Source organism: Sphingomonas sp., from assembly GCF_025353885.1.
Lineage (GTDB): Bacteria > Pseudomonadota > Alphaproteobacteria > Sphingomonadales > Sphingomonadaceae > Sphingomonas_O.
Map to the genome: position 1 here is coordinate 12,353 of NZ_JANXNX010000006.1, position 22,236 is coordinate 34,588.

At 63.7% G+C, this 22,236-nt stretch carries 23 protein-coding genes and 2 pseudogenes; 18 read left to right on the top strand and 7 right to left on the bottom strand.

Features of this window, described 5'->3' with window-relative positions; genetic code table 11:
- Positions 1 to 11: 11 nt before the first annotated feature.
- From cobT to Q0R02_RS00835, 3 genes are all read right to left on the bottom strand, one after another.
- Positions 12 to 1,841 (bottom strand): cobaltochelatase subunit CobT, encoded by a 1,830-nt coding sequence (gene cobT / locus Q0R02_RS00825; protein ID WP_293879995.1) that lies wholly within the window; start codon positions 1,839 to 1,841, stop codon positions 12 to 14.
- Positions 1,842 to 1,969: 128 nt separating this feature from the next.
- Positions 1,970 to 2,974, bottom strand: a complete 1,005-nt coding sequence (gene cobS, locus Q0R02_RS00830; RefSeq protein WP_293879997.1) for a cobaltochelatase subunit CobS — start codon at positions 2,972 to 2,974, stop codon at positions 1,970 to 1,972.
- Positions 2,975 to 3,005: 31 nt separating this feature from the next.
- Positions 3,006 to 3,728 (bottom strand): winged helix-turn-helix transcriptional regulator, encoded by a 723-nt coding sequence (locus Q0R02_RS00835; protein WP_293879999.1) that lies wholly within the window; start codon positions 3,726 to 3,728, stop codon positions 3,006 to 3,008.
- A 72-nt stretch (positions 3,729 to 3,800) separates the two neighbouring features.
- On the opposite strand from Q0R02_RS00835, the gene Q0R02_RS00840 reads away from it, so the two are divergent.
- Complete coding sequence (locus Q0R02_RS00840; RefSeq protein WP_293880001.1) at positions 3,801 to 4,250, top strand: VOC family protein; 450 nt, start codon at positions 3,801 to 3,803, stop codon at positions 4,248 to 4,250.
- Between the two features lie 9 nt (positions 4,251 to 4,259).
- Positions 4,260 to 4,604: pseudogene (locus Q0R02_RS00845) on the top strand (DUF1428 domain-containing protein); the annotation flags it as partial.
- 21 nt (positions 4,605 to 4,625) lie between these two features.
- Here the strand turns inward: Q0R02_RS00845 and Q0R02_RS00850 are convergent.
- Positions 4,626 to 5,216 carry a J domain-containing protein gene (locus Q0R02_RS00850; protein WP_293880003.1) on the bottom strand — a complete coding sequence of 197 codons (591 nt, stop codon included), beginning with the start codon at positions 5,214 to 5,216 and terminating at the stop codon, positions 4,626 to 4,628.
- 40 nt (positions 5,217 to 5,256) lie between these two features.
- Here Q0R02_RS00850 and Q0R02_RS00855 point away from each other — a divergent pair, with 40 nt between their 5' ends.
- From Q0R02_RS00855 to nusB, 7 genes and pseudogenes are all read left to right on the top strand, one after another.
- Positions 5,257 to 5,556, top strand: coding sequence for a BolA family transcriptional regulator (locus tag Q0R02_RS00855; RefSeq protein ID WP_293880038.1), 300 nt, complete (start codon positions 5,257 to 5,259; stop codon positions 5,554 to 5,556).
- Positions 5,553 to 6,449: a pirin family protein gene (locus Q0R02_RS00860; RefSeq protein WP_293880005.1), complete on the top strand. Its 897-nt coding sequence runs from the start codon at positions 5,553 to 5,555 to the stop codon at positions 6,447 to 6,449. The genes Q0R02_RS00855 and Q0R02_RS00860 overlap by 4 nt, the downstream gene beginning before the upstream one ends.
- Positions 6,446 to 7,333 (top strand): alpha/beta hydrolase, encoded by an 888-nt coding sequence (locus Q0R02_RS00865; RefSeq protein ID WP_293880007.1) that lies wholly within the window; start codon positions 6,446 to 6,448, stop codon positions 7,331 to 7,333. The genes Q0R02_RS00860 and Q0R02_RS00865 overlap by 4 nt, the downstream gene beginning before the upstream one ends.
- 112 nt (positions 7,334 to 7,445) lie before the next feature.
- Positions 7,446 to 8,651 carry a low temperature requirement protein A gene (locus Q0R02_RS00870; RefSeq protein ID WP_293880009.1) on the top strand — a complete coding sequence of 402 codons (1,206 nt, stop codon included), beginning with the start codon at positions 7,446 to 7,448 and terminating at the stop codon, positions 8,649 to 8,651.
- A gap of 10 nt (positions 8,652 to 8,661) precedes the next feature.
- Positions 8,662 to 9,309: an ATP phosphoribosyltransferase gene (gene hisG / locus Q0R02_RS00875; protein ID WP_293880011.1), complete on the top strand. Its 648-nt coding sequence runs from the start codon at positions 8,662 to 8,664 to the stop codon at positions 9,307 to 9,309.
- A complete protein-coding gene (gene hisD / locus Q0R02_RS00880; RefSeq protein ID WP_293880013.1) occupies positions 9,306 to 10,592 on the top strand; it encodes a histidinol dehydrogenase in 1,287 nt (428 codons plus the stop codon). The genes hisG and hisD overlap by 4 nt, the downstream gene beginning before the upstream one ends.
- Positions 10,589 to 11,029, top strand: a pseudogene (gene nusB / locus Q0R02_RS00885) (transcription antitermination factor NusB); the annotation flags it as partial. The gene hisD and the pseudogene nusB, both read left to right, overlap by 4 nt.
- 408 nt (positions 11,030 to 11,437) lie before the next feature.
- On the opposite strand, the gene Q0R02_RS00895 reads toward nusB, so the two are convergent.
- Positions 11,438 to 11,860 (bottom strand): DUF2147 domain-containing protein, encoded by a 423-nt coding sequence (locus Q0R02_RS00895; RefSeq protein WP_293880015.1) that lies wholly within the window; start codon positions 11,858 to 11,860, stop codon positions 11,438 to 11,440.
- Positions 11,861 to 11,995: 135 nt separating this feature from the next.
- Here Q0R02_RS00895 and maiA point away from each other — a divergent pair, with 135 nt between their 5' ends.
- Positions 11,996 to 12,631: a maleylacetoacetate isomerase gene (gene maiA, locus Q0R02_RS00900; protein WP_293880017.1), complete on the top strand. Its 636-nt coding sequence runs from the start codon at positions 11,996 to 11,998 to the stop codon at positions 12,629 to 12,631.
- Between the two features lie 72 nt (positions 12,632 to 12,703).
- Positions 12,704 to 13,075 carry a DUF3597 domain-containing protein gene (locus Q0R02_RS00905; RefSeq protein ID WP_367271404.1) on the top strand — a complete coding sequence of 124 codons (372 nt, stop codon included), beginning with the start codon at positions 12,704 to 12,706 and terminating at the stop codon, positions 13,073 to 13,075.
- Positions 13,076 to 13,190: 115 nt separating this feature from the next.
- Here Q0R02_RS00905 and Q0R02_RS00910 read toward each other — a convergent pair whose 3' ends face one another.
- A complete protein-coding gene (locus Q0R02_RS00910; RefSeq protein WP_293880019.1) occupies positions 13,191 to 13,466 on the bottom strand; it encodes a hypothetical protein in 276 nt (91 codons plus the stop codon).
- Positions 13,467 to 13,553: 87 nt separating this feature from the next.
- On the opposite strand from Q0R02_RS00910, the gene Q0R02_RS00915 reads away from it, so the two are divergent.
- The 6 genes from Q0R02_RS00915 (at position 13,554) to Q0R02_RS00940 (ending at position 20,268) form a co-directional block, all read left to right on the top strand.
- Positions 13,554 to 14,495, top strand: coding sequence for a 2-oxoglutarate and iron-dependent oxygenase domain-containing protein (locus Q0R02_RS00915; RefSeq protein ID WP_293880021.1), 942 nt, complete (start codon positions 13,554 to 13,556; stop codon positions 14,493 to 14,495).
- Between the two features lie 13 nt (positions 14,496 to 14,508).
- A complete protein-coding gene (locus Q0R02_RS00920) occupies positions 14,509 to 15,816 on the top strand; it encodes a homoserine dehydrogenase (RefSeq protein ID WP_293880023.1) in 1,308 nt (435 codons plus the stop codon).
- Positions 15,817 to 15,871: 55 nt separating this feature from the next.
- Positions 15,872 to 16,849 carry a class II fructose-bisphosphatase gene (glpX, locus tag Q0R02_RS00925; protein ID WP_293880025.1) on the top strand — a complete coding sequence of 326 codons (978 nt, stop codon included), beginning with the start codon at positions 15,872 to 15,874 and terminating at the stop codon, positions 16,847 to 16,849.
- A gap of 41 nt (positions 16,850 to 16,890) precedes the next feature.
- Positions 16,891 to 18,924 (top strand): transglycosylase domain-containing protein, encoded by a 2,034-nt coding sequence (locus tag Q0R02_RS00930; RefSeq protein WP_293880027.1) that lies wholly within the window; start codon positions 16,891 to 16,893, stop codon positions 18,922 to 18,924.
- 158 nt (positions 18,925 to 19,082) lie between these two features.
- Entirely contained in the window at positions 19,083 to 19,790 is a 708-nt protein-coding gene (locus tag Q0R02_RS00935) for a Crp/Fnr family transcriptional regulator (RefSeq protein ID WP_293880029.1), read from the top strand.
- 136 nt (positions 19,791 to 19,926) lie between these two features.
- Positions 19,927 to 20,268 (top strand): hypothetical protein, encoded by a 342-nt coding sequence (locus tag Q0R02_RS00940; protein WP_293880031.1) that lies wholly within the window; start codon positions 19,927 to 19,929, stop codon positions 20,266 to 20,268.
- 17 nt (positions 20,269 to 20,285) lie between these two features.
- On the opposite strand, the gene Q0R02_RS00945 is transcribed toward Q0R02_RS00940, so the two are convergent.
- Entirely contained in the window at positions 20,286 to 20,549 is a 264-nt protein-coding gene (locus Q0R02_RS00945) for a hypothetical protein (protein ID WP_293880033.1), read from the bottom strand.
- A 140-nt stretch (positions 20,550 to 20,689) separates the two neighbouring features.
- Here Q0R02_RS00945 and recJ point away from each other — a divergent pair.
- Positions 20,690 to 22,236 (top strand): single-stranded-DNA-specific exonuclease RecJ (gene recJ, locus Q0R02_RS00950; RefSeq protein WP_293880035.1); only part of this gene is annotated, 1,547 nt, incomplete at its 3' end.

Here is a 22,236-nt window from a genome sequence, read left to right on the forward strand (position 1 = left end):
AACTTTGGCTCCTATCGGGTATTTTCGGGGTCGAACAATCCGGCAAGCTGTTCGACCATTGTACCGCCAAGCTGTTCGGCATCCATGATCGTGACCGCTTTTGCATAATAGCGTGTCACGTCGTGGCCGATGCCGATTGCGACCAGCTGGACCGGCGACTTGTTCTCGATCCAGCCGATCACTTGCCGCAGATGCTTTTCCAAATAGCTGCCGCTGTTCACGCTTAGCGTGGAGTCATCGACCGGCGCGCCATCCGAAATCACCATCAATATCTTGCGCTCCTCGGGGCGCGCCAGCAGGCGGCTGTGCGCCCATAGCAGCGCCTCGCCGTCGATATTCTCCTTCAACAATCCTTCGCGCATCATCAGCCCCAGCGAGGTCCGCGCGCGCCGCCAGGGTGTGTCGGCGGGCTTGTAGACGATGTGGCGCAGGTCGTTCAGCCGTCCCGGCAGGGCGGGACGTCCGGCAGCAAGCCAGCTTTCGCGCGATTGTCCACCTTTCCATGCGCGGGTCGTAAACCCCAGAATTTCGGTCTTGACCCCGCAGCGTTCGAGCGTGCGCGCCATGATGTCCGCACTGATCGCCGCGATCGAGATCGGTCGTCCACGCATCGACCCCGAATTGTCGATAAGCAAGGTCACCACCGTATCGCGGAAATCGGTCTCGCGGTCGATCTTGTAGCTTAAGGAATGTCCCGGCGAGACGATGATCCGCGCAAGCCGGGCGGCGTCGAGCATCCCCTCCTCCTGATCGAAATCCCAGGACCGCGACTGTTGCGCCATCAGCTTGCGCTGCAACCGGTTGGCGAGTTTGGTAACCGCGCCCTGCAGATGGATCAGTTGCTGGTCCAGATACTGGCGCAACCGGACGAGTTCGTCGGCATCGCACAGTTCGTCGGCGGCAATCGTCTCGTCATGCGTCGTCGTCCACGCCTTGTAGTCGAACCCCGGCGTCAGGTCGGCAGGCGGGCGATTTGGGCGAACGGGCAGCATCCCCTCCTGATCGCCCTCACCGCCGTCGGCGCTGTCGTCCTCGGCGCCATCCTCGCTCTCGGTTTCACCCTCCCCTTCGCCATCGTCCGTCTCGGTCGTCTCGGCGCGCTGGTCGAGGTCGCCTGCACCCTCGGTTTCGTCCTCATTGCTGTCGGATTCGTCCTGGCCGTCCTGTTCGCCCGCGTCGTCGCCGTCGTCCTGCTCGTCGTCGGGAGCCATATCCCCCTCGATCAGGGCCAGGTCTTCAAGCAGCTTGGTCGTCAGCGATGCAAAGGCGGCCTGGTCGTCGAGCACCAGCCCCAGCGCATCGAGGTCGGTGCCACCCGCTGTCTCGATCCACTCGCGCACCATCGACAGGCCGTGTTCGGTGTTCGGCGGCGGTGACTCGCCCGTCAATCGTTCCCGCACCAGCAGCGCGACGGCGGTCGACAGCGGCACCTCGTCGCGCGCCCTGGCGCGTGCGATTGGGTCCGACCGCATCCGCATTTCGAGCGCGTGGTTCAGATTGGCGCGGACCCCGGCCATTGTCCGACTGCCCAGCGCCTCGACCCGCGCCGTCTCGACCGCATCGAAAACGGCGCGTGCGATGGGGGGAACCGGTGCCTTGCGCGCGTGGATCGCTGCGTCGTGGTAGCGCAACCGCAACGCAAACCCGTCGGCAAAACCGCGCGCCTCGGCCACCTGGTCGGCGGGAAGCGTGCGGCCGGGCATCGGCACCTTGATGTTCTTACCCACCTGCATCGGCGCGTCTGCGGTAAAGGCAAGTTCCACCTCCGGCTCATGCGCAAGCGCGCGCGCGGTGCCGGTAAGGACGGATTTAAATGCTTCGAGAGGGGTCTGGTCGGCCATTTTACCAGGCACACTGATTTAAAGCACCGTCACCCCGGCGCAGGCCGGGGCCTGTACGACTTTCCGACAGTGCGCGTTTCTTGCTGGCATCCGTATCGCCCCTGGCCTGCGCCGGGCCAACGGTGGCCTCAAGCCTTGCCAACGACGCTCTCAGGCAGATCTTTGCCGAATACCCGCTGATAATATTCGGCAACTAGGCTGCGTTCAGCTTCATCGCACTTATTCAGGAAAGTGAGGCGGAATGCGAAGCCGACGTCCTTGAAGATCAGCGCGTTCTGCGCCCAGGTTATGACTGTGCGCGGACTCATGACGGTCGAGATGTCGCCGTTGATGAAACCCTGCCGGGTCATGTCGGCAACCTTGACCATGCTGTCGACGGTCTTCTTGCCGTCGGGCTGGTCATATTCGCCAGACTTTGCCAGCACGATCTGCGCTTCGACAGCGGCGGGGAGGTAGTTGAGCGTGACGACGACATTCCAGCGGTCCATCTGACCCTGGTTGATCTGTTGGGTGCCGTGATACAGCCCACTGGTGTCGCCCAGCCCAACGGTGTTGGCGGTGGCGAACAGGCGAAACCATGGGTTCGGGCGGATGACGCGATTCTGGTCAAGCAGGGTCAGCTTGCCCTCTGCTTCCAATATGCGCTGGATCACGAACATCACGTCGGGTCGTCCGGCGTCGTATTCGTCGAACACCAACGCCGTCGGAGTTTGCAAAGCCCATGGCAGCAAACCTTCGCGGAATTCGGTGACCTGCTGGCCGTCGCGCAGGACGATGGCGTCGCGGCCTACCAGGTCGATACGACTGATATGTGCGTCGAGGTTGATGCGGATGCACGGCCATTTCAGGCGCGCGGCCACCTGTTCGATATGGGTCGATTTGCCGGTGCCGTGATAGCCCTGCACCATGACGCGGCGATTGAACGCGAAGCCTGCGCAGATCGCCAGAGTCGTGTCGGCGTCGAACACATAGGATGGGTCGAGGTCGGGAACGCGCTCATCCGCCTCGCTGAATGCCGGGACCTGCATGTCGATGTCGATGTCGAACAACTCGCGCACCGATAGCTTCAGGTCGGGTGCTGCCATCACCGTTTCGGTGCGGCTGTCGGGCTGGACGTTGGAAATATCGGTCATCGGGGGTCTTCCGTGGAAACTGACTGCCCTCCTAACCGACCGGTGGCTGTGAAGTCGAGGGGAGGGACGGTGCCCGGACCGTTGTTGTCGGCAGGGGGAACAGGGTGACGAACCGTTCGGCAAGCGCCCGGTTCCCCGCGATAGACAACAGGCCGTCGGCTTCGAGGGCGGCGATCGGAACGCCGCCATAGATGGCGCCCGCCATGATCGGCGGCGTGCTGGTGAAACTGACATCGGCTGCAGCCGATTCGCCGCGTTCAACCGAAAGTCCCACGCCGGTCAGGTGACCGGTAAAGCGATCGTTGTTCAGGATGAAACCGATCCGGGCATCCAGCCCCTTCGCCTTGTCCGGATTGTGCATCGTCCGCAACGACAGCATTAGCGAAACTGCACTGAACGATAGCGTCGCATCATGATCGGGCGATCGCGCAGCCCACCGACCCAGCGCCTGGATCGCGGCTTCCGCCTCATAACCCCAGTCGGTCAGTTCATAGACTTGCGCCGATGCCGGCGGGGGCAGGTTTCGTCGCTGGACGATCCCGTCGCGCGCGAGTCCAGCAAGTCTGGCGGTCAGTATGTTTGCGCTGATTCCCGGCAAGCTGGCTCGAAGTTCGCCAAAGCGGCGACCGCCAAGCATCATTTCACGGAGGATCAAGAGCGCCCAGCGTTCGCCGACCAATTCCAGCGCATGGGCCGTTCCGCAAGCATCGTCATACCAGCGGTCTCGCTTGGTCGTTACTTTATCTAACTTCATAGTTGTATTTTCTAACCAGTGCTCGCAGAACCGTCAAACAGCGATTCGCACAAGACACGCATGGAGGATAAGATGCCCGACCCGATGCCAAGCCTGACAAGTGGTTTAACGCCGCACATCGTTATTCGAGACGGTGGTGGAGCCTCGGCAATCGATTTTTATAAGGCGGCATTCGGAGCCATCGAACACGTGCGTCTGCTGGCAGACCAGCCAATCGGAACGGGTGCGCCGATGGCCGTCGGCGACAAGCGCATCATGCATGCGCATCTTGTCGTGAACGGCGGTTCCTTGATCCTGAACGATGATTTCCCCGATTTTAGGGGCGGTGCGACATCGCCGCCACCCGCTGCGATCGTGCTGCATCTTCATGTCGATGACGCCGATGCCTGGTTCGAACGCGCCGTAGCGGCGGGGGCAACCGTCAAGATGCCGCTACAGGACATGTTCTGGGGCGATCGCTACGGTCATGTCGAAGACCCGTTCGGCTACATCTGGGCGGTTGCGGCAGCGATTAAAAAATAGAAGCAAGCCATGCATTACGTCGAAGGTTTCGTAATTCCCGTTCCGACCAGGGACCAGGAAAAATTTATCGACCATGCGACCCGCATGGATACGATTTTCCTGGAATTCGGGGCAACCCGGATCGTCGAAGCGTGGGGTGACGACGTCAAGGAAGGCAAGGTCACCGATTTCCCGAAAGCAGTTCTGGCGACGACGGACGAAACAGTCTGCTTTTCTTGGATCGAATGGCCTGACAAGCCAACGCGGGACGCGGCGATGGAAAAAATGAGGTCAGATCCCCGGATGATGGCGGACTCAATGCCGTTCGATGGCAAGCGCATGATCTTCGGCAGTTTTATTCCCGTCGTCGACGTCCGCGCTCAATTGGGACAGACTTCACGAAAAGACCGTCGACCCCTTAAGCAAGCTATATGCCGCGATCGTCCGCTGCAGCGCGACCTCATGGCTGCGGTCGCCACCGTTGCGGTCGGGGTGATAGCGCCTGACACGTTCGGAATAGGCCATGCGCAGCGCCTTGCGGTCGGCATTCACGTTCAGACCTAATTCCTTCAGCGCGCGCCGGTCCTCGCTCGATAAGTGCTGTCCATCGGTTCGTTCCTGCGGCATCGTTCGCTTGAACCGCGCCGAGATTGCCTCGAGCGGGTCGGCGAACTCGGCCCAGCTTGGCGGGCGATCCGCGCCTACAGTCGAGAAAGCCCGGGTTTCGCGTTCCCAGCCGGCAAAGGGGCGTTGCTGCTCCTCGATCTCGTCGGGGCTCATCCCGTTGAAGAAATTATAGCGGGCATTGAATTCACGGACATGGTCGAGGCACAGCCAGCGCCATGCCCCCGGCCCGTCGAAATTGCCTGGCTCTAGCGGCGAACGAAACTCGCCCGGCTCGCGGCAACCGGGTTCGGCGCAAAGCGCGGCGGCGTTTTCGACCCGGCCATGAAAGCGGGTATGGCGTGGCGGATTTTCGGTCGGCAATCAGGGTCTCTATTTCTCGTAATCCGGCTATATAGGAATGATGGACACCAAGCTTAAAGGGCCGGTCGCGGTCGAGATCGAGTCGCGGCTGATTGCTGCGCTGTCACCCCTCTCGCTGGCCGTCATCGATGACAGCGACAAGCATTTGGGCCATTCGGGCCATGATGCACGCGGCGAATCGCACTTTACCGTCGAAATCGAAAGCGCAGCCTTTTCTGGCCAGACTCGTGTCATCCGGCAGCGGATGGTCAACACCGCGCTCGCCGAGTTGCTGGCCACACGCGTCCACGCCCTTGCGATCAGGGCGAAAGCACCCGACGATATGGTCGTGGGAGCATGAGCGACGTGTTGATCGAAACGATCGTGCCGGTCACCCATGATCTTGGTGACTTCAAGGTGCGCCGGACGTTGCCTGCCAAAACCCGCACGATGATCGGACCTTTCATCTTCGTCGACCAGTTCGGCCCCGCGCGCCTAGCCGCCGGGGATGGCATGGACGTTCGCCCGCACCCGCACATCAACCTGTCCACGGTCAGCCATCTGTTCGAAGGCGCGATCGAACATCGTGATTCAATTGGTAGCCACGCTGTAATCGAACCCGGCGCGGTCAACCTGATGACGGCGGGTTGCGGTATCGTCCATTCAGAACGCTCGCCGCAATCGACGCGGGCCGATGGCCCGGCGTTCTATGGGATGCAGACCTGGCTGGCGTTGCCCGATGGCAAGGAAGAGATCGATCCGGCGTTCGAACAGATCCTGCCCAACCGCCTGCCGCTGCTGGAAACGCCCGGGGTCCGCGCGCGGGTCATTATGGGCACACTATGGGGGCAAACCGCCGCGACGACCTGCCACGCACCGACGATCTATGCCGAGATCATGCTGGAGTCCGGCGCGCGCATTCCGATCGATGCCGACGCCGACGAACGCGCGATCCTTGTTACCGAAGGCGGTGCGACGCTTGATGGCGCGCCGCTGATGCCGTTCCTCCTCTATCTCTTAAAGCCCGGCGTCACCGCGCCCCTGACCGCGACATCGCCCATGCGTGCAATGTTGCTGGGTGGCGGTGCCTTTGGGACGCCGCGCCATGTCTGGTGGAATTTCGTGTCGTCGTCGCGTGACCGGATCAACGTGGCCAAGGACGACTGGAAGGCAGGCCGGTTTCCGACCGTGCCCGGCGATGACCAGGAATTCATACCGATCCCTGAGATCGCCAAGACAGTGAGCTATTTATGACCGAATTACGCCGCGAACGCCTGGCGCTCTCCACCGGTGTCGAACTAGACGTTACGCTCGGGGGGCCGCAGGACGCGCCTGCGATCATATTCCTGCACGGCTTTCCCGAAAGCGCCCGCACATGGCGATTCCAGCTCGACGACCTGGCCAGGGACTTTCGCGTGGTCGCCCCCGACCAGCGCGGCTATGCGCTCTCGTCAAAGCCCGAAGGCGTCGAGGATTACACCCCTGACAAGGTCATTGCCGACCTGTTTGCGCTGGCCGACGCACTGGGCATCGACCGGTTCACGCTGGTCGGCCATGACTGGGGCGGGGCGATCGCATGGGGCGCGGCGATTACCCAACCGGCACGGATCGAACGGCTCGCCATCCTCAACGCGCCGCATCCGTTTATCTTTCAGAAAGCGCTGTTCGATGACATGGGCCAACGCGAGGGGTCGCAATATATCCGCGCGTTCCGGACGCCGGGTATGGAAAACTTTCTGAAGGGCGACCTGCCCGCGTTCTGCGACCGGATGTTTGGCGGATCGGGTGTCGGACCACAAGCTGGCCCTGCCGAGCGCGCGGCCTATCTCGATGAATGGTCGCAACCGGGCGCGATCGTCGGCATGCTCAACTGGTATCGGGCCGCACAGATCATTGTGCCCGCCATGGACGAGCATCCCGAACGGCCGGCCTATCTGTCGGCCCAATTCCCGATCCTTTATGTGCCAACGCTGGTGATCTGGGGCATGGCGGACAAGGCGCTGACGCCCGCGTTGCTGGAGGGCCTCGACGCGCTGGTAGACGATCTGCGGATCGTCGAAATTGCCGATGCCGGACATTTCGTGACCTGGGAAAAGCCGCAGCAGGTGACCGACGCGCTGCGCGGGTTCCTGGCGTAAAGCACCTAATCCCCCAGAACTTCCAACCGGAACCGGTAAAATCTGCTTTAGACACCCACACTTGGGCGATTGTTAATTTGCTTTGCGTGCCCGGCGCTCGCTAAACCGACCAATGTCCACCGCATCCCGTGCCAGATTATTCCGCCAACGCGACGGTGAGGACAGCGCCAAGGTCACGAACATCGAACTCTTCTTCGATCTCGTCTTCGTCTTTGCCATAACCCAGCTCTCCCACCGGCTCTACGCGCATCTTTCGGTCTGGAGTATGCTGGAAACGCTGGTTCTGTTCCTCGGCATATGGTGGGCTTGGATCAACACCTGCTGGGTGACCAACTGGCTAAATCCCGACCGCCCGCTCGTCCGCATCCTATTGATGGTGCTCATGTTCCTCGGGCTGATCGTGTCAGGCGCGCTGACCGATGCCTTTAGTGGGGCGGGTTTCATGCTGGCAGGGGGCTATACGGCGTTCCAGTTCCTGCGGACCGCGTTCATGTTGTGGGCCTTGCGGGGCGTCAATGCGGAAAATTTTGCTAATTTCCAGCGGATTTTCGTCTGGATGCTGGCATCGGCAATTTTCTGGATCATCGGGGCGTTCTATCCCGTGCATTTACGCCTGGCTTTCTGGGCGATTGCCGTAGTTATCGAATTTATTGGCCCGGTGGTCCTGTTTCGCACGCCCGGCCTTGGCAAATCCTCGACCGAGGACTGGGATATCGCGGGCGGGCATGTGGCAGAGCGGTGTTCGGGCTTCATCATCATCGCGCTCGGCGAGGCCATGCTGGTTACCGGGGCGACATTGTCCAATCTCAACCACGACTGGGCGACCACCACCGCCTTTGCCTCGGCCTTCCTGGCGTCGGCGGCAATGTGGTGGATTTATTTCGACGTGGGCGCAAAGCGCGGCACAGACCATATCGAGAATGCCGACGATCCCGGAAAAATTGCACTGAGTGCCTATACCTATTTCCATATGCCGATCGTTGCGGGCATTATTATCTCGGCGGTTTCGGACGCCATGGCGCTGTCGCATCCGCTCGATCCTGCCGGCTTTTCCTATGCCGCGGTCACGCTTGGCGGTCCGATGCTCTACATCACCGGCACCGCGCTGTTCAAACGGGTGACGTCCAAGATGGACTGGCTGCCGATTTCGCATCTGGTCGGGGTGGGCTTGCTGCTGCTCGCGGTGGCGACGGTTCCCTTCGTGTCGGTGCTCGCGCTCAGCCTGATGGCGACCGCAACATTGATCGTCGTCGCATTGTGGGAACGGGCGGCGCTGCAACGTCATCCCGAACTTGCCGAGGCCGAGCCCGCCGCCTAAGCGAACGCGCGTGTCCAGTCCGATCGTCATTGCCGTGCCCAAGGGGCGCATCCTGAGCGAAGCGCTGCCGTTGATGGCGCGCGCTGGCATCGTCCCCGAATCCGGGTTCGGCGACGAGAACGACCGGCGGCTGCGCTTTGCGACCAATCGCGCCGACGTGGGCATCATCCGCGTGCGGGCGTTCGATGTCGCGACTTTCGTGGCGCACGGTGCCGCGCAGCTCGGTATCGTCGGGTCCGACGTGTTGCTCGAATTCGATTATTCCGAAGTCTATGCGCCGGTCGATCTCGGCATAGGACATTGCCGGATTTCGGTGGCCGAGCCGGTTGACCTTGCCGCTTCCGACGATCCTTCGCGGTGGAGCCATGTCCGCGTCGCGACCAAATATCCGAACCTGACCCGCCGCCATTTCGAGGGGCGGGGCGTGCAGGCCGAATGCGTGAAGCTGAACGGCGCGATGGAACTGGCGCCGACGCTGGGGCTGTCGAGCCGGATCGTCGATCTCGTCTCGTCGGGGCGAACGTTGAAGGACAATGGGCTGGTCGAGGTCGAGGTGATCGCGCAGGTTTCGGCGCGGCTGATCGTCAATCGCGCCGCCTTCAAGACGCGGGTCGATATCGCGCCGCTGATCGAGGCTTTCCGGGCGGCGGTCGCGTGATCTGGCTCGACACTAAAGATGCGGATTTCGAAACGCGCTTTGTCGCGCTGGTGGACGACCGGCGCGACAGCGATGCCGATGTGTCGCGCGATGTCGCGGCGATCCTGGCGCGGGTGCGGGCAGAGGGTGACACGGCGGTGGCCGACCTGACGGCGCGGTTCGACGGGCATGACCTTGATGTGACCGGCTGGCAGATTGACCTCGGCGATTGCCGGGCGGCGCTGGCGGGGCTGGCGTCCGATTTGCGCCGTGCGCTGGAACTGGCGGCGGCGCGGATCACCGCTTATCACCAGGCGCAGCGGCCTGCGGACACTGAGACGACCGATGCGGCCGGGGTGCTGATGGGGGCGCGCTGGTCGGCGGTCGATGCGGCGGGGCTGTATGTGCCGGGCGGGCGCGCGGCTTATCCATCTTCGGTGCTGATGAATGCCATTCCTGCCAAGGTCGCGGGCGTCGGGCGGCTGGTAATGGTCACGCCGACTCCGGGGGGGGCGATCAATCCGCTGGTGCTGGCGGCGGCGGCGCTGGCGGGGGTCGACGAAGTCTGGCGGATCGGTGGCGCGCAGGCGGTCGCGGCGCTGGCCTATGGCACCGACCGCATCGCGCCGGTCGATGCCATCGTCGGCCCCGGCAACGCGTGGGTGGCCGAGGCAAAACGCCAACTTTACGGGCGCGTCGGGATCGACATGGTGGCGGGGCCTTCGGAAATATTGGTGGTGGCCGACTCAGCGAACGACCCCGAATGGATCGCGGCGGATTTGCTGAGCCAGGCCGAGCACGACCCGACCAGCCAGTCGATCCTGATGACCGACGACCGGGGCTTTGCCGAACGGGTGGTTGCGGCAATCGAGAAAGTTTTGCCGACGCTGGCCACCGAGAAAGTCGCGCGGCAGAGTTGGGAGACTTATGGGGCGATCGTGTTGGTAGAGCATCTCGTTGATACCCCAAAGCTCATCGACCGATTGGCACCCGAACACTTGCAACTTGCTGTAAACAAACCGGAAATCCTGTTTTCACAGGTAAAGCACGCGGGTTCGGTGTTCCTGGGGCGGTTTACTCCCGAAGCGATCGGGGATTATCTGGGGGGGCCGAACCATGTCCTGCCGACCGGGCGGCGGGCGCGGTTTGCGTCGGGGCTGTCGGTGCTCGATTTCATGAAGCGGACCAGTTTCCTGCAGTGTGACGCGGCGGCGATCGCCACCCTGGGCCCGGCGGCAATCGCGCTGGCGGGCGCGGAAGGCTTGCCCGCGCACGCCGCATCGGTCAGGGCACGCCTGTCATGAAACTTCGTTCAAAATCACGCTCCGCCGCACGTTTGGCCGCCGTTCAGGCGCTTTATCAGCTTGAAATGGAGCAAACCCCGCTCCCGAATCTGCTTCACGAGTTTCACCAGCACCGGCTGGGTGCGACGATCGGTGAGGACGAGTATAACGAGGCCGAGTTCGATTTCTTCGACGACCTGGTGAAGGGCGTCGATGCGCGGCGCGCGGAAATCGACGGGCACATCACCGCGCTGCTGGCGTCGGGCTGGACGATAGAGCGGCTGGACCGGCCAATGCGCGCCATACTGCGCAGCGGCACTTATGAGTTGCTGGCGCGCAACGACGTGCCGGTAAAGTCGGTCATCAACGAATATGTCGACGTCGCCGATGCTTTTTATGCCAAGCGCGAGAAGGGTTTCGTCAACGGACTGTTGGACAGCATGGCAAAGCGGGTGCGTCCGGGCGTCCAATCAGCAGCTATGGAACCCCACGCGACGGAACCCCACGCGACGGAACCACTGGCGGAACACCCCGCCGCTCCCGACCGTTCTAGCAGTGAACAGGAGACGATCATGTCCGACACGCAGATTATTCCCGAAGCCGCGATGGAGCGCGCCTCGGTCGCGCCCGATGGCGAGACGCCGGTTGCCCATCCCGACCAGCAGGCGGGGCAGGATACCGATATCGCCCGCCGCCTGAAGCGCGACCCGAGCGATCAGGATGCCCAGCTTGATCGTGGCCTCGATGAATCGATGGATGCGTCGGACCCACCGGCAGCAGCGCATCCGGGCGATTCGGGTGAGCCATTGCCATCGTCGGGCTTCGATGCCGCCGCTGAGGAAGCCCTGCAGCGGTCAAAATAACCGCTACGGACGGTTCCGTGCTGCCGTCCAGACCAGTGTTCTGCAGATAAACCCGATGCAACCCTGGACCTTCAGGGTTCCATCGGGATTGTGCGACACGATCGACTTGTAGCTGCGCCCCGATCGCGGATCGTAGATGCGGCCGCGCCAATCAGAACCGCTGTCGGCAAAGCCGGTCAATATGACGATGCCGACCAGCGGCCGGGTCCGCAGGGCGACGACGGGGTTGTTCGAATCGGTGGTCTGCCCGGCGGGACCGACTTTCAACACGCGCAGGATCGTGCCGCATAACCCCGACGCGCACGGTGCAATCTCGATGATCGAATCGCGTTCGGTGGTTAGCCATTTACCGGTGATCGGTGCCGCCGCCATTGCCGGTGTCGACAGAGCGAGAGCGGCCAGTGCGGACAACAATCGGAATTTCATTATGGTCATTCTGGAATGGGGCCAGTGACCTCGCACTCTGGCCGATTGCGATAGATTCAAGCGGTTCCGTCCTCGCCCTTGCCCATCGGTGGCCGGGTCCGATAGGAGTTTGTGCACTTCACGCAAAGGTATCCGATGACCGTCCGCCTGCATGACTATTTCCGATCTTCTGCCTGTTACCGCGTGCGTATCGCGCTGAACCTGAAACGCGTGAAGTACGAAACGGTGGCGGTCAATATCGTGAAAGGCGAACAGCAAGAGTCGCACTTTGCCGCAAAGAACCCGCAGCAACTGGTGCCGATGCTCGAAATCGACGGGCTGGAGTTGAACCAGAGCCTGGCGATTATCGACTATTTGGACGCCACGCATCGCGATCCGCCGCTGATGCCCGACGATGCCGCCGCCCGGTCGAAAGTGCTGGCGATGGCGCTGGTGATCGCCTGCGACATCCACCCGCTGAACAATCTACGCGTGCTGCGGTATCTGGACGATGCGCTGGGCGTGGCGCAGGATCGCCGCGATGACTGGTATCGGCACTGGGTGGCGCAAGGGTTTGCCGCGTTGGAAAAGATGGCCGCCGGATCGGGCGCCTTTCTGTCGGGGGCGACGCCGGGGGTGGCCGATATTTGCCTGGTCCCGCAAATGTATAACGCGCGGCGGTTGAATCTGGACCTGACCGACTATCCGACGCTGGTCAGGATCGATGCCGGAGCCTGCACCTTGCCCGCGTTTCGGGCCGCGCACCCGGACGCGGTGACAAAGACAATCTGAGTCTCGCAACCATCATCATGCCTGGCTAGTTTCAGCAGGGCACATGAAGTGACAGTGAAACGAGAGGAATAAATGATGAGCATTTTCGGTTCGATCAAAGACGCAATTTTCGGGAAATCCGCAGCGGCAGCGCCAGCGGCAACACCAGCGTCTGCCGCAGCCCCCGCCGCTGCCCCGGTTGCCGCGCCTGCTGCTCCGGTTGCTGCAACCCCGGCCGAAATCGACGCGCGCCTGGCCGCCATCGCCGCGTCCAAGGGCGCGGAATCGAATTATAAGTCATCGATCGTCGATCTGATGAAATTGCTGGGGTTGGATTCGAGCCTGTCGAACCGCACCGAATTGGCCAACGAACTTGGCTATACCGGCGACACCAACGATTCGGCGACGATGAACATCTGGCTGCATAGCGAAGTGATGAAGAGCCTGGCCAACAAGGGGGCGTAATTACGGCCTCTTGTCCATCACCCCGGCCTGCGCCGGGGTGATGGTTTGTTAGTGAGCCTCAAAACCAACGCGGAATAACGGCTGCCCAACCCGAAAGGTTGTCAGCGCGCCCCAATTAGGGCCGGGCGTCGGTGTCCAGCACGTTGTCCAGATCGTCGTCGCCATCCTCGTCGTCGCCATCTTCCAGGTTTGCGCCGCCCATGTCAGGGTCCATGTCGGTCAGCAGGACGCCGTCGTATTGGCCGCCGCCTTCGACTTCGGCGACCTCGGCGCGCTGGGAATCGTCATAGCCTTCAAGATCGGGCTCATCCTCGGCATGAGCGCCACCGGGAACGTCGATACGGCCATCGAACGGCGATTCGGGGGGAGTGTCGAATTGGTCGTCGGTCATGTCGTGAACTCCGTTGAATAGCGTGTTTATCAACGGCGGGACGGGGTTTGCGGTTCCAAATTACAGGCCGGGCGCTAGATTGTCGGCATGACCGACACTGGGGAACACATCCGCCCGCTTTCGCTCGGCGAGCAGGCCAACGATCCAATCCGCTTTGCCCAGGAACTGGGACAATCGTTCGAACGCTTTGGATTTGCCATCGTCGCCGACCACGGGATCGACGATGCGCTGGTGGCGCGCGCATCGTCGCTGACCAGGGCGTTTTTCGACCTGCCCGACGCGGTCAAACTGGCGTTCAAATCACCAAAAGGCGGCGCGCGCGGGTTTACACCGCTCGGGGTGGAGATCGCCAAGGGCGCGAGTGAAAACGACCTGAAGGAATTCTGGCACGTCGGACGCGACCTGCCCCAGGGCCATAAATATAACGGTTCGATGCCCCCCAATATCTGGCCCGATCAACCCCCGGAGTTCCGTGAGACGCTGACCACGCTGTTCGCCGAATTCGACCGGGTGGGCGCGCGCCTGTTGTCGGCGATCGCGATTTATCTGGGGCTCGACGCCGACTGGTTCGTCGAGCCCGTGCGCGACGGCAATTCGGTGTTGCGCCTGCTCCATTATCCGCCGGTTTCGCCCGACGCACCCGGCGTCCGGGCGGGCGCGCACGAGGATATCAACCTCATCACGCTGTTGCTGGGTGCAGAGGAGGCGGGGCTGCAATTGCTCGACCGGTCGGGGCACTGGCTGGCCGTCGATCCGCCGAAGGGCGCATTGGTCGTCAATGTCGGTGACATGTTGCAGCGGCTGACCAATCATGTCCTGCCATCGACCAGCCATCGCGTCGTCAATCCGCCGCCCGAACGACGCGGGTGCCCACGCTATTCCATGCCGTTTTTCCTGCATCTGGCGTCGGACTTTCCCATTCGCACGCTGCCCGGATGCGTGTCGGTGACGCGACCCGACCGCTATCCGGGGGCGATCACGGCGGACGAATATTTGCAGCAAAGGTTGAAAGAGATCGGGTTGCTCTAGATAGGGGCGGCGCATGACCGAAACGATCAAAAATCCACCGCTTCGAATCGCCCTGGCCGGGCTTGGCACCGTCGGCGGTGGCGTGGTGAAGTTGCTGGATGCGAACCGCGAACTGATTACGCGGCGGGCCGGGCGCGGTATCGAGGTGGTGGCCGTCAATGCGCGCGACCGGTCGCGGGCCCGTGGCTTCGACCTCTCGCGGTTCGACTGGGTGGACGATACGACGGCGCTGGCGACGCGGGACGATGTCGATGTCGTCGTCGAACTGATTGGCGGGTCGGATGGCCCCGCGTTGACGCTGGCCAAAGCGACGATCGCCAGCGGCAAGGCGTTCGTCACCGCGAACAAGGCGATGATCGCGCATCACGGGCTGGCATTGGCGCAAGGCGCGCAGGATGCCGGAACCGCGCTGAAATACGAAGCGGCGGTCGCGGGCGGGATTCCCGTGATCAAGGGGCTGCGGGAGGGGGCGGCGGCCAACGAACTCAGCCAGGTTTATGGAATATTGAACGGCACCTGCAATTACATTCTGACGCGGATGGAGGCGGAGGGGTCGGATTTCGGCGACGTGCTGGCCGACGCGCAGGCGCTGGGCTTTGCCGAGGCCGACCCGTCGTTCGATGTCGATGGCGTCGATGCCGCCCATAAGCTCAGCATCCTGGCCAGCCTGGCGTTCGGGACGCGGATCGATTTCGACAGCGTCCGGCTGGGCGGCATCCGGGGCGTACTGGGCGGCGACATCGCGCAGGCGCGGGCACTGGGATATTGCGTGCGGCTGGTCGGGCTGGCCGAGGCCGATAGCCACGGACTGTTCCAGCGCGTCCATCCTTGCCTTGTTCCGCTGGCTCATCCGCTGGCGCATGTGCAGGGCGCGATGAACGCGGTGGTGGCGCAGGGTAATTTCGTCGGGCGGCTGTTTTTCGAGGGGCGCGGCGCGGGCGAGGGGCCGACGGCGAGCGCGGTTGTCGCCGACCTGATCGACGTTGCGCGCGGTGAAATCGGCCCGGCGTTCGCGATGCCGGTCGCCAGCCTTGCTACGCCTGAGACTGCGGATGCGGGCGCGCGGCGCGAGCGGAGCTACCTGCGCTTTATCGTCGCCGACCGGCCCGGCGTGCTGGCCGAAATTACAGCGGCGATGCGCGATGCCGGAGTCTCGATCGAAAGCATGATCCAGCGCGGCGAGGCCCCGGGTGGCGGGGTCCTGCTGGTGATGACCACGCACGAGGGCCCGGCGCGATCGGTCGCGGCGGCGCTGGCGCGGCTGGAGGGCAGCGCGAGCATCACCGGACAGCCGATGTGGATGCCGATCCTGGACGTTTGAAGTTTGACAGGCGCTCGCCTATCGCAATGCAGCAGCAACAAGGAAAACCCGAATCATGGTAATCGCAAGCGACGTTCTCGACCGCGTACTGGTGCTGGAAATGGTGCGCGTTACCGAGGCGGCGGCGATTGCCGCGTCCAGCCTGATCGGCCGTGGTGATGAAAAGGCCGCCGATGCCGCCGCCGTCGAAGCGATGCGTGCTGCGTTGAACGAACTGTACATGGACGGGACCGTCGTGATCGGTGAGGGCGAGCGCGACGAGGCACCGATGCTGTATATCGGCGAGAAGGTCGGCTCGGCGATCGGCAAGGGTCCCAAGATCGACATCGCGCTGGACCCGCTGGAGGGCACCACGATCACGGCCAAGGCCGGGCCGAACGCGCTGGCGGTGCTGGCCGTCGCCGAACACGGCAATCTGCTGAACGCACCCGACGTCTATATGGAAAAGCTGGCGGTCGGGCCGGGCTATCCCGACAACATCATCGACCTGAACAAGACCCCGACCGAGAATATCAACGCGCTGGCCGCGGCCAAGGGCGTCGCGCCGCACGAGATCATCGCCTGCGTGCTGGATCGCCCGCGCCACGAAAAGCTGATCGCCGAACTGCGCACGATCGGTTGCGGCGTGATGCTGATCGGTGACGGCGACGTGGCGGGGGTGATCGCGACGACCAACCCCGACACGACGATCGACATCTACATGGGTTCGGGGGGCGCGCCCGAGGGCGTGCTGGCGGCCGCCGCGTTGCGCTGTGTCGGCGGGCAGTTCAAGGGACGGCTGATCTTTCGCAACGACGACGAGCGCGCGCGGGCGAAAAAATGGGGCATCACCGACCTCGACTATATCTATGACCTGACCGAACTGGCCAAGGGCGACTGCATCTTTGCGGCGACGGGCGTTACCGACGGGTCGCTGCTGGCGGGCGTCAAGAAACTGAAGGGCGGCATGATGACCACCGAAAGCGTCGTGATGCGCGCCAGTTCGGGGACGGTGCGCTGGGTCAAGGGCGAACACCGCAAGGTCGAGGGCTAAATCTGCTCGCGTCTGCCGTCTTAGGCCGCTAATACACCGGCATGGTTGAGCGGCTGCCCAGTATCGACGAACTGTGGACCCGCCCGCCCGGCGTCTGGAACCCGGTGCCGCCGGTGACGGAAGTAGCGCCCCCGACACCGCCACCCTCGCGGTGGAAGCGGCGGCGGGTGTGGACCAAGCGCGTGCTGTGGGTGGCGTTGGTGACGTTCCTGCTGCTGTTTGCATGGTTGGCGCTGACCGCCCCGCTGTCGCGATCGCTGAAGCCGATGGCACCGCCGCGGATCACGTTGCTGGCCGCCGATGGCCAGCCGATTGCGCAAAAGGGGGCGGTGGTCGACCGCCCGGTCAGGGCCGCCGACCTGCCCGACACCGTAACCCAAGCGTTCGTCGCGATCGAGGACCGGCGGTTCTACACGCATTGGGGCGTCGATCCGCGCGGGATGCTGCGCGCCGCCTGGAACAACATGCGCGGTGGCGGCACGCAGGGGGGCAGCACGATCACCCAGCAGCTCGCCAAGATGACCTTCCTGTCGCCCGAACGCAATCTGAGCCGCAAGGCCCGCGAGATGCTGATCGCCTTCTGGCTGGAGGGTTGGCTCACCAAGGACCAGATCCTGGAACGATACCTGTCCAACGCCTATTTCGGCGACAATGTGTATGGGTTGCGGGCGGCGTCGCTGCGGTATTTCAACCGCCAGCCAGAGCGGCTGACGCTGGCGCAGGGGGCAATGCTGGCCGGGCTGGTGCAAGCGCCGTCGCGGCTGGCGCCGTCGCGCAACCTGGCGGGCGCGCAGGCCCGCAGCCGGCTGGTGCTGGCGGCGATGGCGGATGCCGGGTTCATCACTGCGGCGCGGGCCGGGGCGACGCCGGTCGCGGTCAGCAACCTGCGCGCGGCGAGCGTTCTGCCGACCGGCACCTATTTCGCCGACTGGGCGATGCCCCAGGCGCGCGCGCTGACCGAACAGGTCTATGGCGATACCGAGGTCGCGACCACACTCGACGCGCGAATGCAGAAATATGCGCGGGCAGCGGTAGCGCGCGCGGCACTCGGGTCGGCACAGGTGGCGCTGGTCGCGATGCGTCCCAACGGCGAAGTGGTCGCGATGATCGGCGGGCGCAGCTATGACAAGTCACCGTTCAACCGCGCGACGCAGGCCCGCCGCCAGCCCGGATCGACCTTTAAACTGTTCGTCTATCTGGCGGCGCTGCGTTCGGGGATGACGCCCGACACGCTGATCGATGACAGCCCGATCGTCGAGGGCGGCTATCGCCCGAAGAACAGCAGCGCGCACTACCGCGGACAGATCTCGCTGCGCCAGGCCTTTGCGCGGTCCAGCAACGTCGCGGCGGTGCGGCTGTACCGCAAGCTGGGGCCCGAGGCGGTGATCCAGGCGGCGCGCGACCTGGGCATCCGCAGCCCGCTGACCGCCGACCCGACGCTGGCGCTGGGTTCGTCGGGCGTGACGCTGCTGGAGTTGACCTCGGCCTATGCGGCGATCGCGGCGAACAACTGGCCGGTCGCGCCGCACGGCATCCCGCACGAAGAGCCGGGACTGATCGCGCGGTTGCTGCGCCCGAGCCACAGTTTCGACGGGCCGACGCTGGCCATGATGCGCGAATTGTTACGAGGGGTGATCGTCGAGGGGACGGGCCGCGGCGCGGCACTGGCAATCGATGCTTATGGCAAGACCGGAACCAGCCAGGACAATCGCGACGCGCTGTTTGTCGGCTATGCGGGCGACCTGATCGTCGGCGTCTGGGTCGGCAATGACGACAATTCATCGTTGAAGGGCATCCACGGCGGCGGCGTCCCGGCGCGGATCTGGCGCGATTTCATGGGTGCGGCAATCCCGGGTGCCCGACCGATCATCGCGCCGGTGGTTCCCAGGGCCGATGAAGCGCCACCCGAGCCCGATAGTCTGGATTTCGGCCTGGAAAATATGCAGATCAGGCTTGGTAATGACGCCGGCCTGACGCTTAATTCGCAAGTCGCCGGTGTTCCTTTAAATGTCAAACTGGATCAGAACGGTGTGTCGATTGTGACGCCCAGGCCGCAGGTGCCTGATAAGCCATGATAACAATGCGAAACATCACCATCGTTCGTGCGTAACCGAACCGACCGATTGTTTTAGGTGTCCTATCGTTACGGGGTTATCACGGTAGCATCGGCTGCTGGCTTTAGGGGCACAGCCGCTGAGAGATAAGTGTCTCCCTTCCGTCGCGCAGGGAAATTATGTCGGTCATGGTTATCGCCAAGTTTCGTAATGAGCTACTTTCGCGCCTTACCCCGGCGGACCTGAACCTGTTTTCAGCGGAGCTTGTCCCTATCGTTTTCGAAAAGCGTGACCTGCTGATCCCCGCCGGCAAGACCATTCAGCGCACTTATTTCCTTGAAACCGGCATTGCCTCGGTCGTCGCCACCACTCCCGACGGAACCCAGACCGAAGTCGGTATCATTGGCAGGGAGGGGATGATCGACGTCGCAACCGTAATGGGCAGCGAGACCGCTCCGCTTGAGATATTCGTCCAGGGACCGGGCCACGGCCACAGCCTGCCATGCACCGCCTTCCAGGAGGCACTGGCGAAAAGCGACACATTGCGCGCGGTGATGTTGACGTTTGCCCAGGCGTTTATGGTGCAGGTGTCGCACACGGCGCTGGCGGCCGCGTCCCTGTCCATCAAGGCGCGATTGGCGCGGTGGCTGCTGATGTGCGCCGACCGCACCGATGGCGTCCAAATCCCGATGACGCACGAGTTCCTGTCGCTGATGCTAAGCGTGCGCCGTCCGGGTGTAACCGAAGCGGTGCAGGCGGTTGAAGCGACGGGCGCCATTCGCGCGCACCGGGGGATGATCGAGATCCGCGACCGCAGCATCCTGAAACAGATCGCGGGCGAAGGCTATGGCGCGCCCGAAGCCTATGCCGCCAAATTGTCGGGCTGATACCAGGGTCGGAGCGGGACGGTTCGGTTCGCCGACGATCATAGGGTCAACGCGCTGTTTGCATTGACGGCGCACCAAGCAAGCGATCATGCGGACCCGACGACATTTGGCACCTTATTCGAGTTGAGGCAGACGCATGGCCCGAAAATACAAAAATCATGACCCTGAGGAAGACTTGCCCGGCAAGAGTGAGGCGTCGACAGCAATCGTTCCACCATGCTGGCTGTGTGGGCGGCTGACCGGCAAGACCATCGTGTGGCACCATCCAGTGCCCAAGAGTCGGGGCGGGCGTGACGTCGTGCCCATGCACGCCATCTGCCAGCAGACGCTGATCGTTAACTTCACCAATTCCGAATTGCAGCGCAACGGGATGAATGTCGAGAATTTGCTGGCCGATCCCGCCGTGCGCAAGTTCGTCGACTGGGTGGCGAACAAGGACCCCGACTTCACCGCGACGATTGCCCGCAAGCAGCGCTGACGATCAGCGACGGATCGTCAGAGACCCAGTTTCTTCAGCGCCGCATCGAGTTCGGCGGTCAGCGCCGCGTCGTCCTTTGGTGCCAGTCGATTGAGCGCGGTCTGGACCCGCTGTTGCGCCACCTGCAGGGCCTTGTGGCGGATCGAGCGCGTCGCATTGGTCCGCCAGGATTTGCTCTCGCCCAGCAAAGCCGCCCATCGCGCCTCCTCCGCTGCAAGGATGGCGAGGGCCAGTCGAAGCCCGTCGCGTCGTCCGTGTGCATAGTCTTCGGACAAGTCCATCTCCTGCTGGAACGGTCTTTACCATAAGCCTGAACCGGGTACTCCTATAGGCCGGGCATGGTCGCCTCGCGAAACGGTTTTGCGGCGCGATGTCGGCGACAGCGATTCCCTTTTCCTTCGCCATCGCCTAGGGCTGCCGGGTGAATCCCCTTTCCATCACAGCGTCGATCACCGGACAGGCATGGCGCTGGCGCGGCAGCGCGGGGTCGGGACAGAGCGACGACCTGGTCGCGCAATTGCTGCTGTCGCGCGGTTGCCCCGCCGATGCGATCGATGCGCACCGCGATCCGACGATCCGCGCGTTCATGCCCGACCCGTCGATCTTTCGCGACATGGACCATGCCGCCGACCGGCTGGCAACGGCGGTGCTGACGGGAGAGGCGGTCACGGTGTTCGGCGACTATGACGTCGATGGCGCGACGTCGGCGGCGCTGCTGATCCGTGTTCTGCGGCAGTTGGGGCTGTCCCCGAACGCTTATATCCCCGACCGGCTGATGGAGGGCTATGGTCCCTCGGGCGAGGCGCTGGTGCGGATTGCGCGGGGCGGCGCGTCGCTGATCGTGACGGTCGATTGCGGTGCCCAGGCATTCGAGGCGCTGGCGATGGCGCGCGGCGTCGGCGTGGACGTGATCGTCGTCGACCATCACCAATGTACCCATGAATTGCCGCTCGCCTATGCCTTGGTCAATCCCAATCGGCTGGACGAGGTTGAGGGCGCGGCGCACGGCCATCTGGCGGCGGTCGGGGTGGCTTTCCTGCTGGCGGCGGCGCTGGTGCGCACCCTGCGTGGCCGCGGGTTTTTTGCCGATCGAGCCGAGCCGCGGCTGATGGACTTGCTCGACATCGTGGCGCTGGGGACCGTTGCCGACGTGGCGAGCCTGCGCGGGCTGAACCGGGCGTTCGTCGCGCAGGGACTGAAAGTGATGGGGGCGGGGCGCAATGTCGGACTGAACGCCCTGCTGCTGGCGTCGCGACTGAAGCGGGCGCCGATCTGCTCCGATCTGGGCTTCGCGCTGGGGCCGCGCATCAATGCCGGGGGGCGGGTCGGCAAATCGGACCTGGGCGTGCGGTTGCTGACGACCGAGGACCCCGAGGAAGCGCGCGAGATTTCCGAAGAACTCGACCGACTGAACGAGGAGCGCCGGACGATCGAAGGCGGTGTTCAGGCCGAGGCCGAGGACGCCGCCATCGGCAAGGGCAATCGCGCGGTCGCCGTGGTCGCGGGCGCGGGCTGGCACCCCGGCGTCATCGGCATCGTCGCGGGACGGCTCAAGGAGAAATTGGGCAAGCCGGCGATCGTCATCGCCATTGACGAACACGGTGTCGGCAAGGGGTCGGGGCGCTCGATCCCCGGCGTCGACCTGGGGGCAGCGGTGCTGGCGGCGAAGGCCATGGGGCTGCTGGTGGCAGGGGGCGGCCATGCGATGGCGGCGGGGCTGACCGTCGCAGCGGGGCAGGTCGAAGCATTCGCGGACTTCATCGACGAACGACTGGCGGGCGACGTCGCGCGTGCCGGTGGCAACCGTGCCTTGCTGCTGGACGCCGTAGTGGCTTGCGGAGGGGTCACGCCGTCGCTGGTCGAGGCGCTGGAGGTTGGCGGCCCCTATGGCATGGGGTGGCCCGCGCCACGGATCGCGGCGGGCATGATGCGCGTTATCAAGGCCGACGTGGTCGGCAGCGGCGGCCA

Excerpts from the sequence above, each read along its gene's own strand:
- Q0R02_RS00895 (WP_293880015.1), bottom strand. The coding sequence starts at position 11,860 with ATGAAATTCCGATTGTTGTCCGCACTGGCCGCTCTCGCTCTGTCGACA.
- Q0R02_RS00870 (WP_293880009.1), top strand. The coding sequence starts at position 7,446 with ATGTCCACCGCATCCCGTGCCAGATTATTCCGCCAACGCGACGGTGAG.
- cobT (WP_293879995.1), bottom strand. The coding sequence starts at position 1,841 with ATGGCCGACCAGACCCCTCTCGAAGCATTTAAATCCGTCCTTACCGGC.
- Q0R02_RS00930 (WP_293880027.1), top strand. The coding sequence starts at position 16,891 with ATGGTTGAGCGGCTGCCCAGTATCGACGAACTGTGGACCCGCCCGCCC.
- Q0R02_RS00915 (WP_293880021.1), top strand. The coding sequence starts at position 13,554 with ATGACCGACACTGGGGAACACATCCGCCCGCTTTCGCTCGGCGAGCAG.
- Q0R02_RS00935 (WP_293880029.1), top strand. The coding sequence starts at position 19,083 with ATGTCGGTCATGGTTATCGCCAAGTTTCGTAATGAGCTACTTTCGCGC.
- Q0R02_RS00855 (WP_293880038.1), top strand. The coding sequence starts at position 5,257 with ATGGACACCAAGCTTAAAGGGCCGGTCGCGGTCGAGATCGAGTCGCGG.
- Q0R02_RS00835 (WP_293879999.1), bottom strand. The coding sequence starts at position 3,728 with ATGAAGTTAGATAAAGTAACGACCAAGCGAGACCGCTGGTATGACGAT.
- Q0R02_RS00920 (WP_293880023.1), top strand. The coding sequence starts at position 14,509 with ATGACCGAAACGATCAAAAATCCACCGCTTCGAATCGCCCTGGCCGGG.
- maiA (WP_293880017.1), top strand. The coding sequence starts at position 11,996 with ATGACCGTCCGCCTGCATGACTATTTCCGATCTTCTGCCTGTTACCGC.
- Q0R02_RS00860 (WP_293880005.1), top strand. The coding sequence starts at position 5,553 with ATGAGCGACGTGTTGATCGAAACGATCGTGCCGGTCACCCATGATCTT.
- Q0R02_RS00840 (WP_293880001.1), top strand. The coding sequence starts at position 3,801 with ATGCCCGACCCGATGCCAAGCCTGACAAGTGGTTTAACGCCGCACATC.
- Q0R02_RS00865 (WP_293880007.1), top strand. The coding sequence starts at position 6,446 with ATGACCGAATTACGCCGCGAACGCCTGGCGCTCTCCACCGGTGTCGAA.
- Q0R02_RS00910 (WP_293880019.1), bottom strand. The coding sequence starts at position 13,466 with ATGACCGACGACCAATTCGACACTCCCCCCGAATCGCCGTTCGATGGC.
- Q0R02_RS00940 (WP_293880031.1), top strand. The coding sequence starts at position 19,927 with ATGGCCCGAAAATACAAAAATCATGACCCTGAGGAAGACTTGCCCGGC.
- Q0R02_RS00905 (WP_367271404.1), top strand. The coding sequence starts at position 12,704 with ATGATGAGCATTTTCGGTTCGATCAAAGACGCAATTTTCGGGAAATCC.
- Q0R02_RS00945 (WP_293880033.1), bottom strand. The coding sequence starts at position 20,549 with ATGGACTTGTCCGAAGACTATGCACACGGACGACGCGACGGGCTTCGA.
- cobS (WP_293879997.1), bottom strand. The coding sequence starts at position 2,974 with ATGACCGATATTTCCAACGTCCAGCCCGACAGCCGCACCGAAACGGTG.
- glpX (WP_293880025.1), top strand. The coding sequence starts at position 15,872 with ATGGTAATCGCAAGCGACGTTCTCGACCGCGTACTGGTGCTGGAAATG.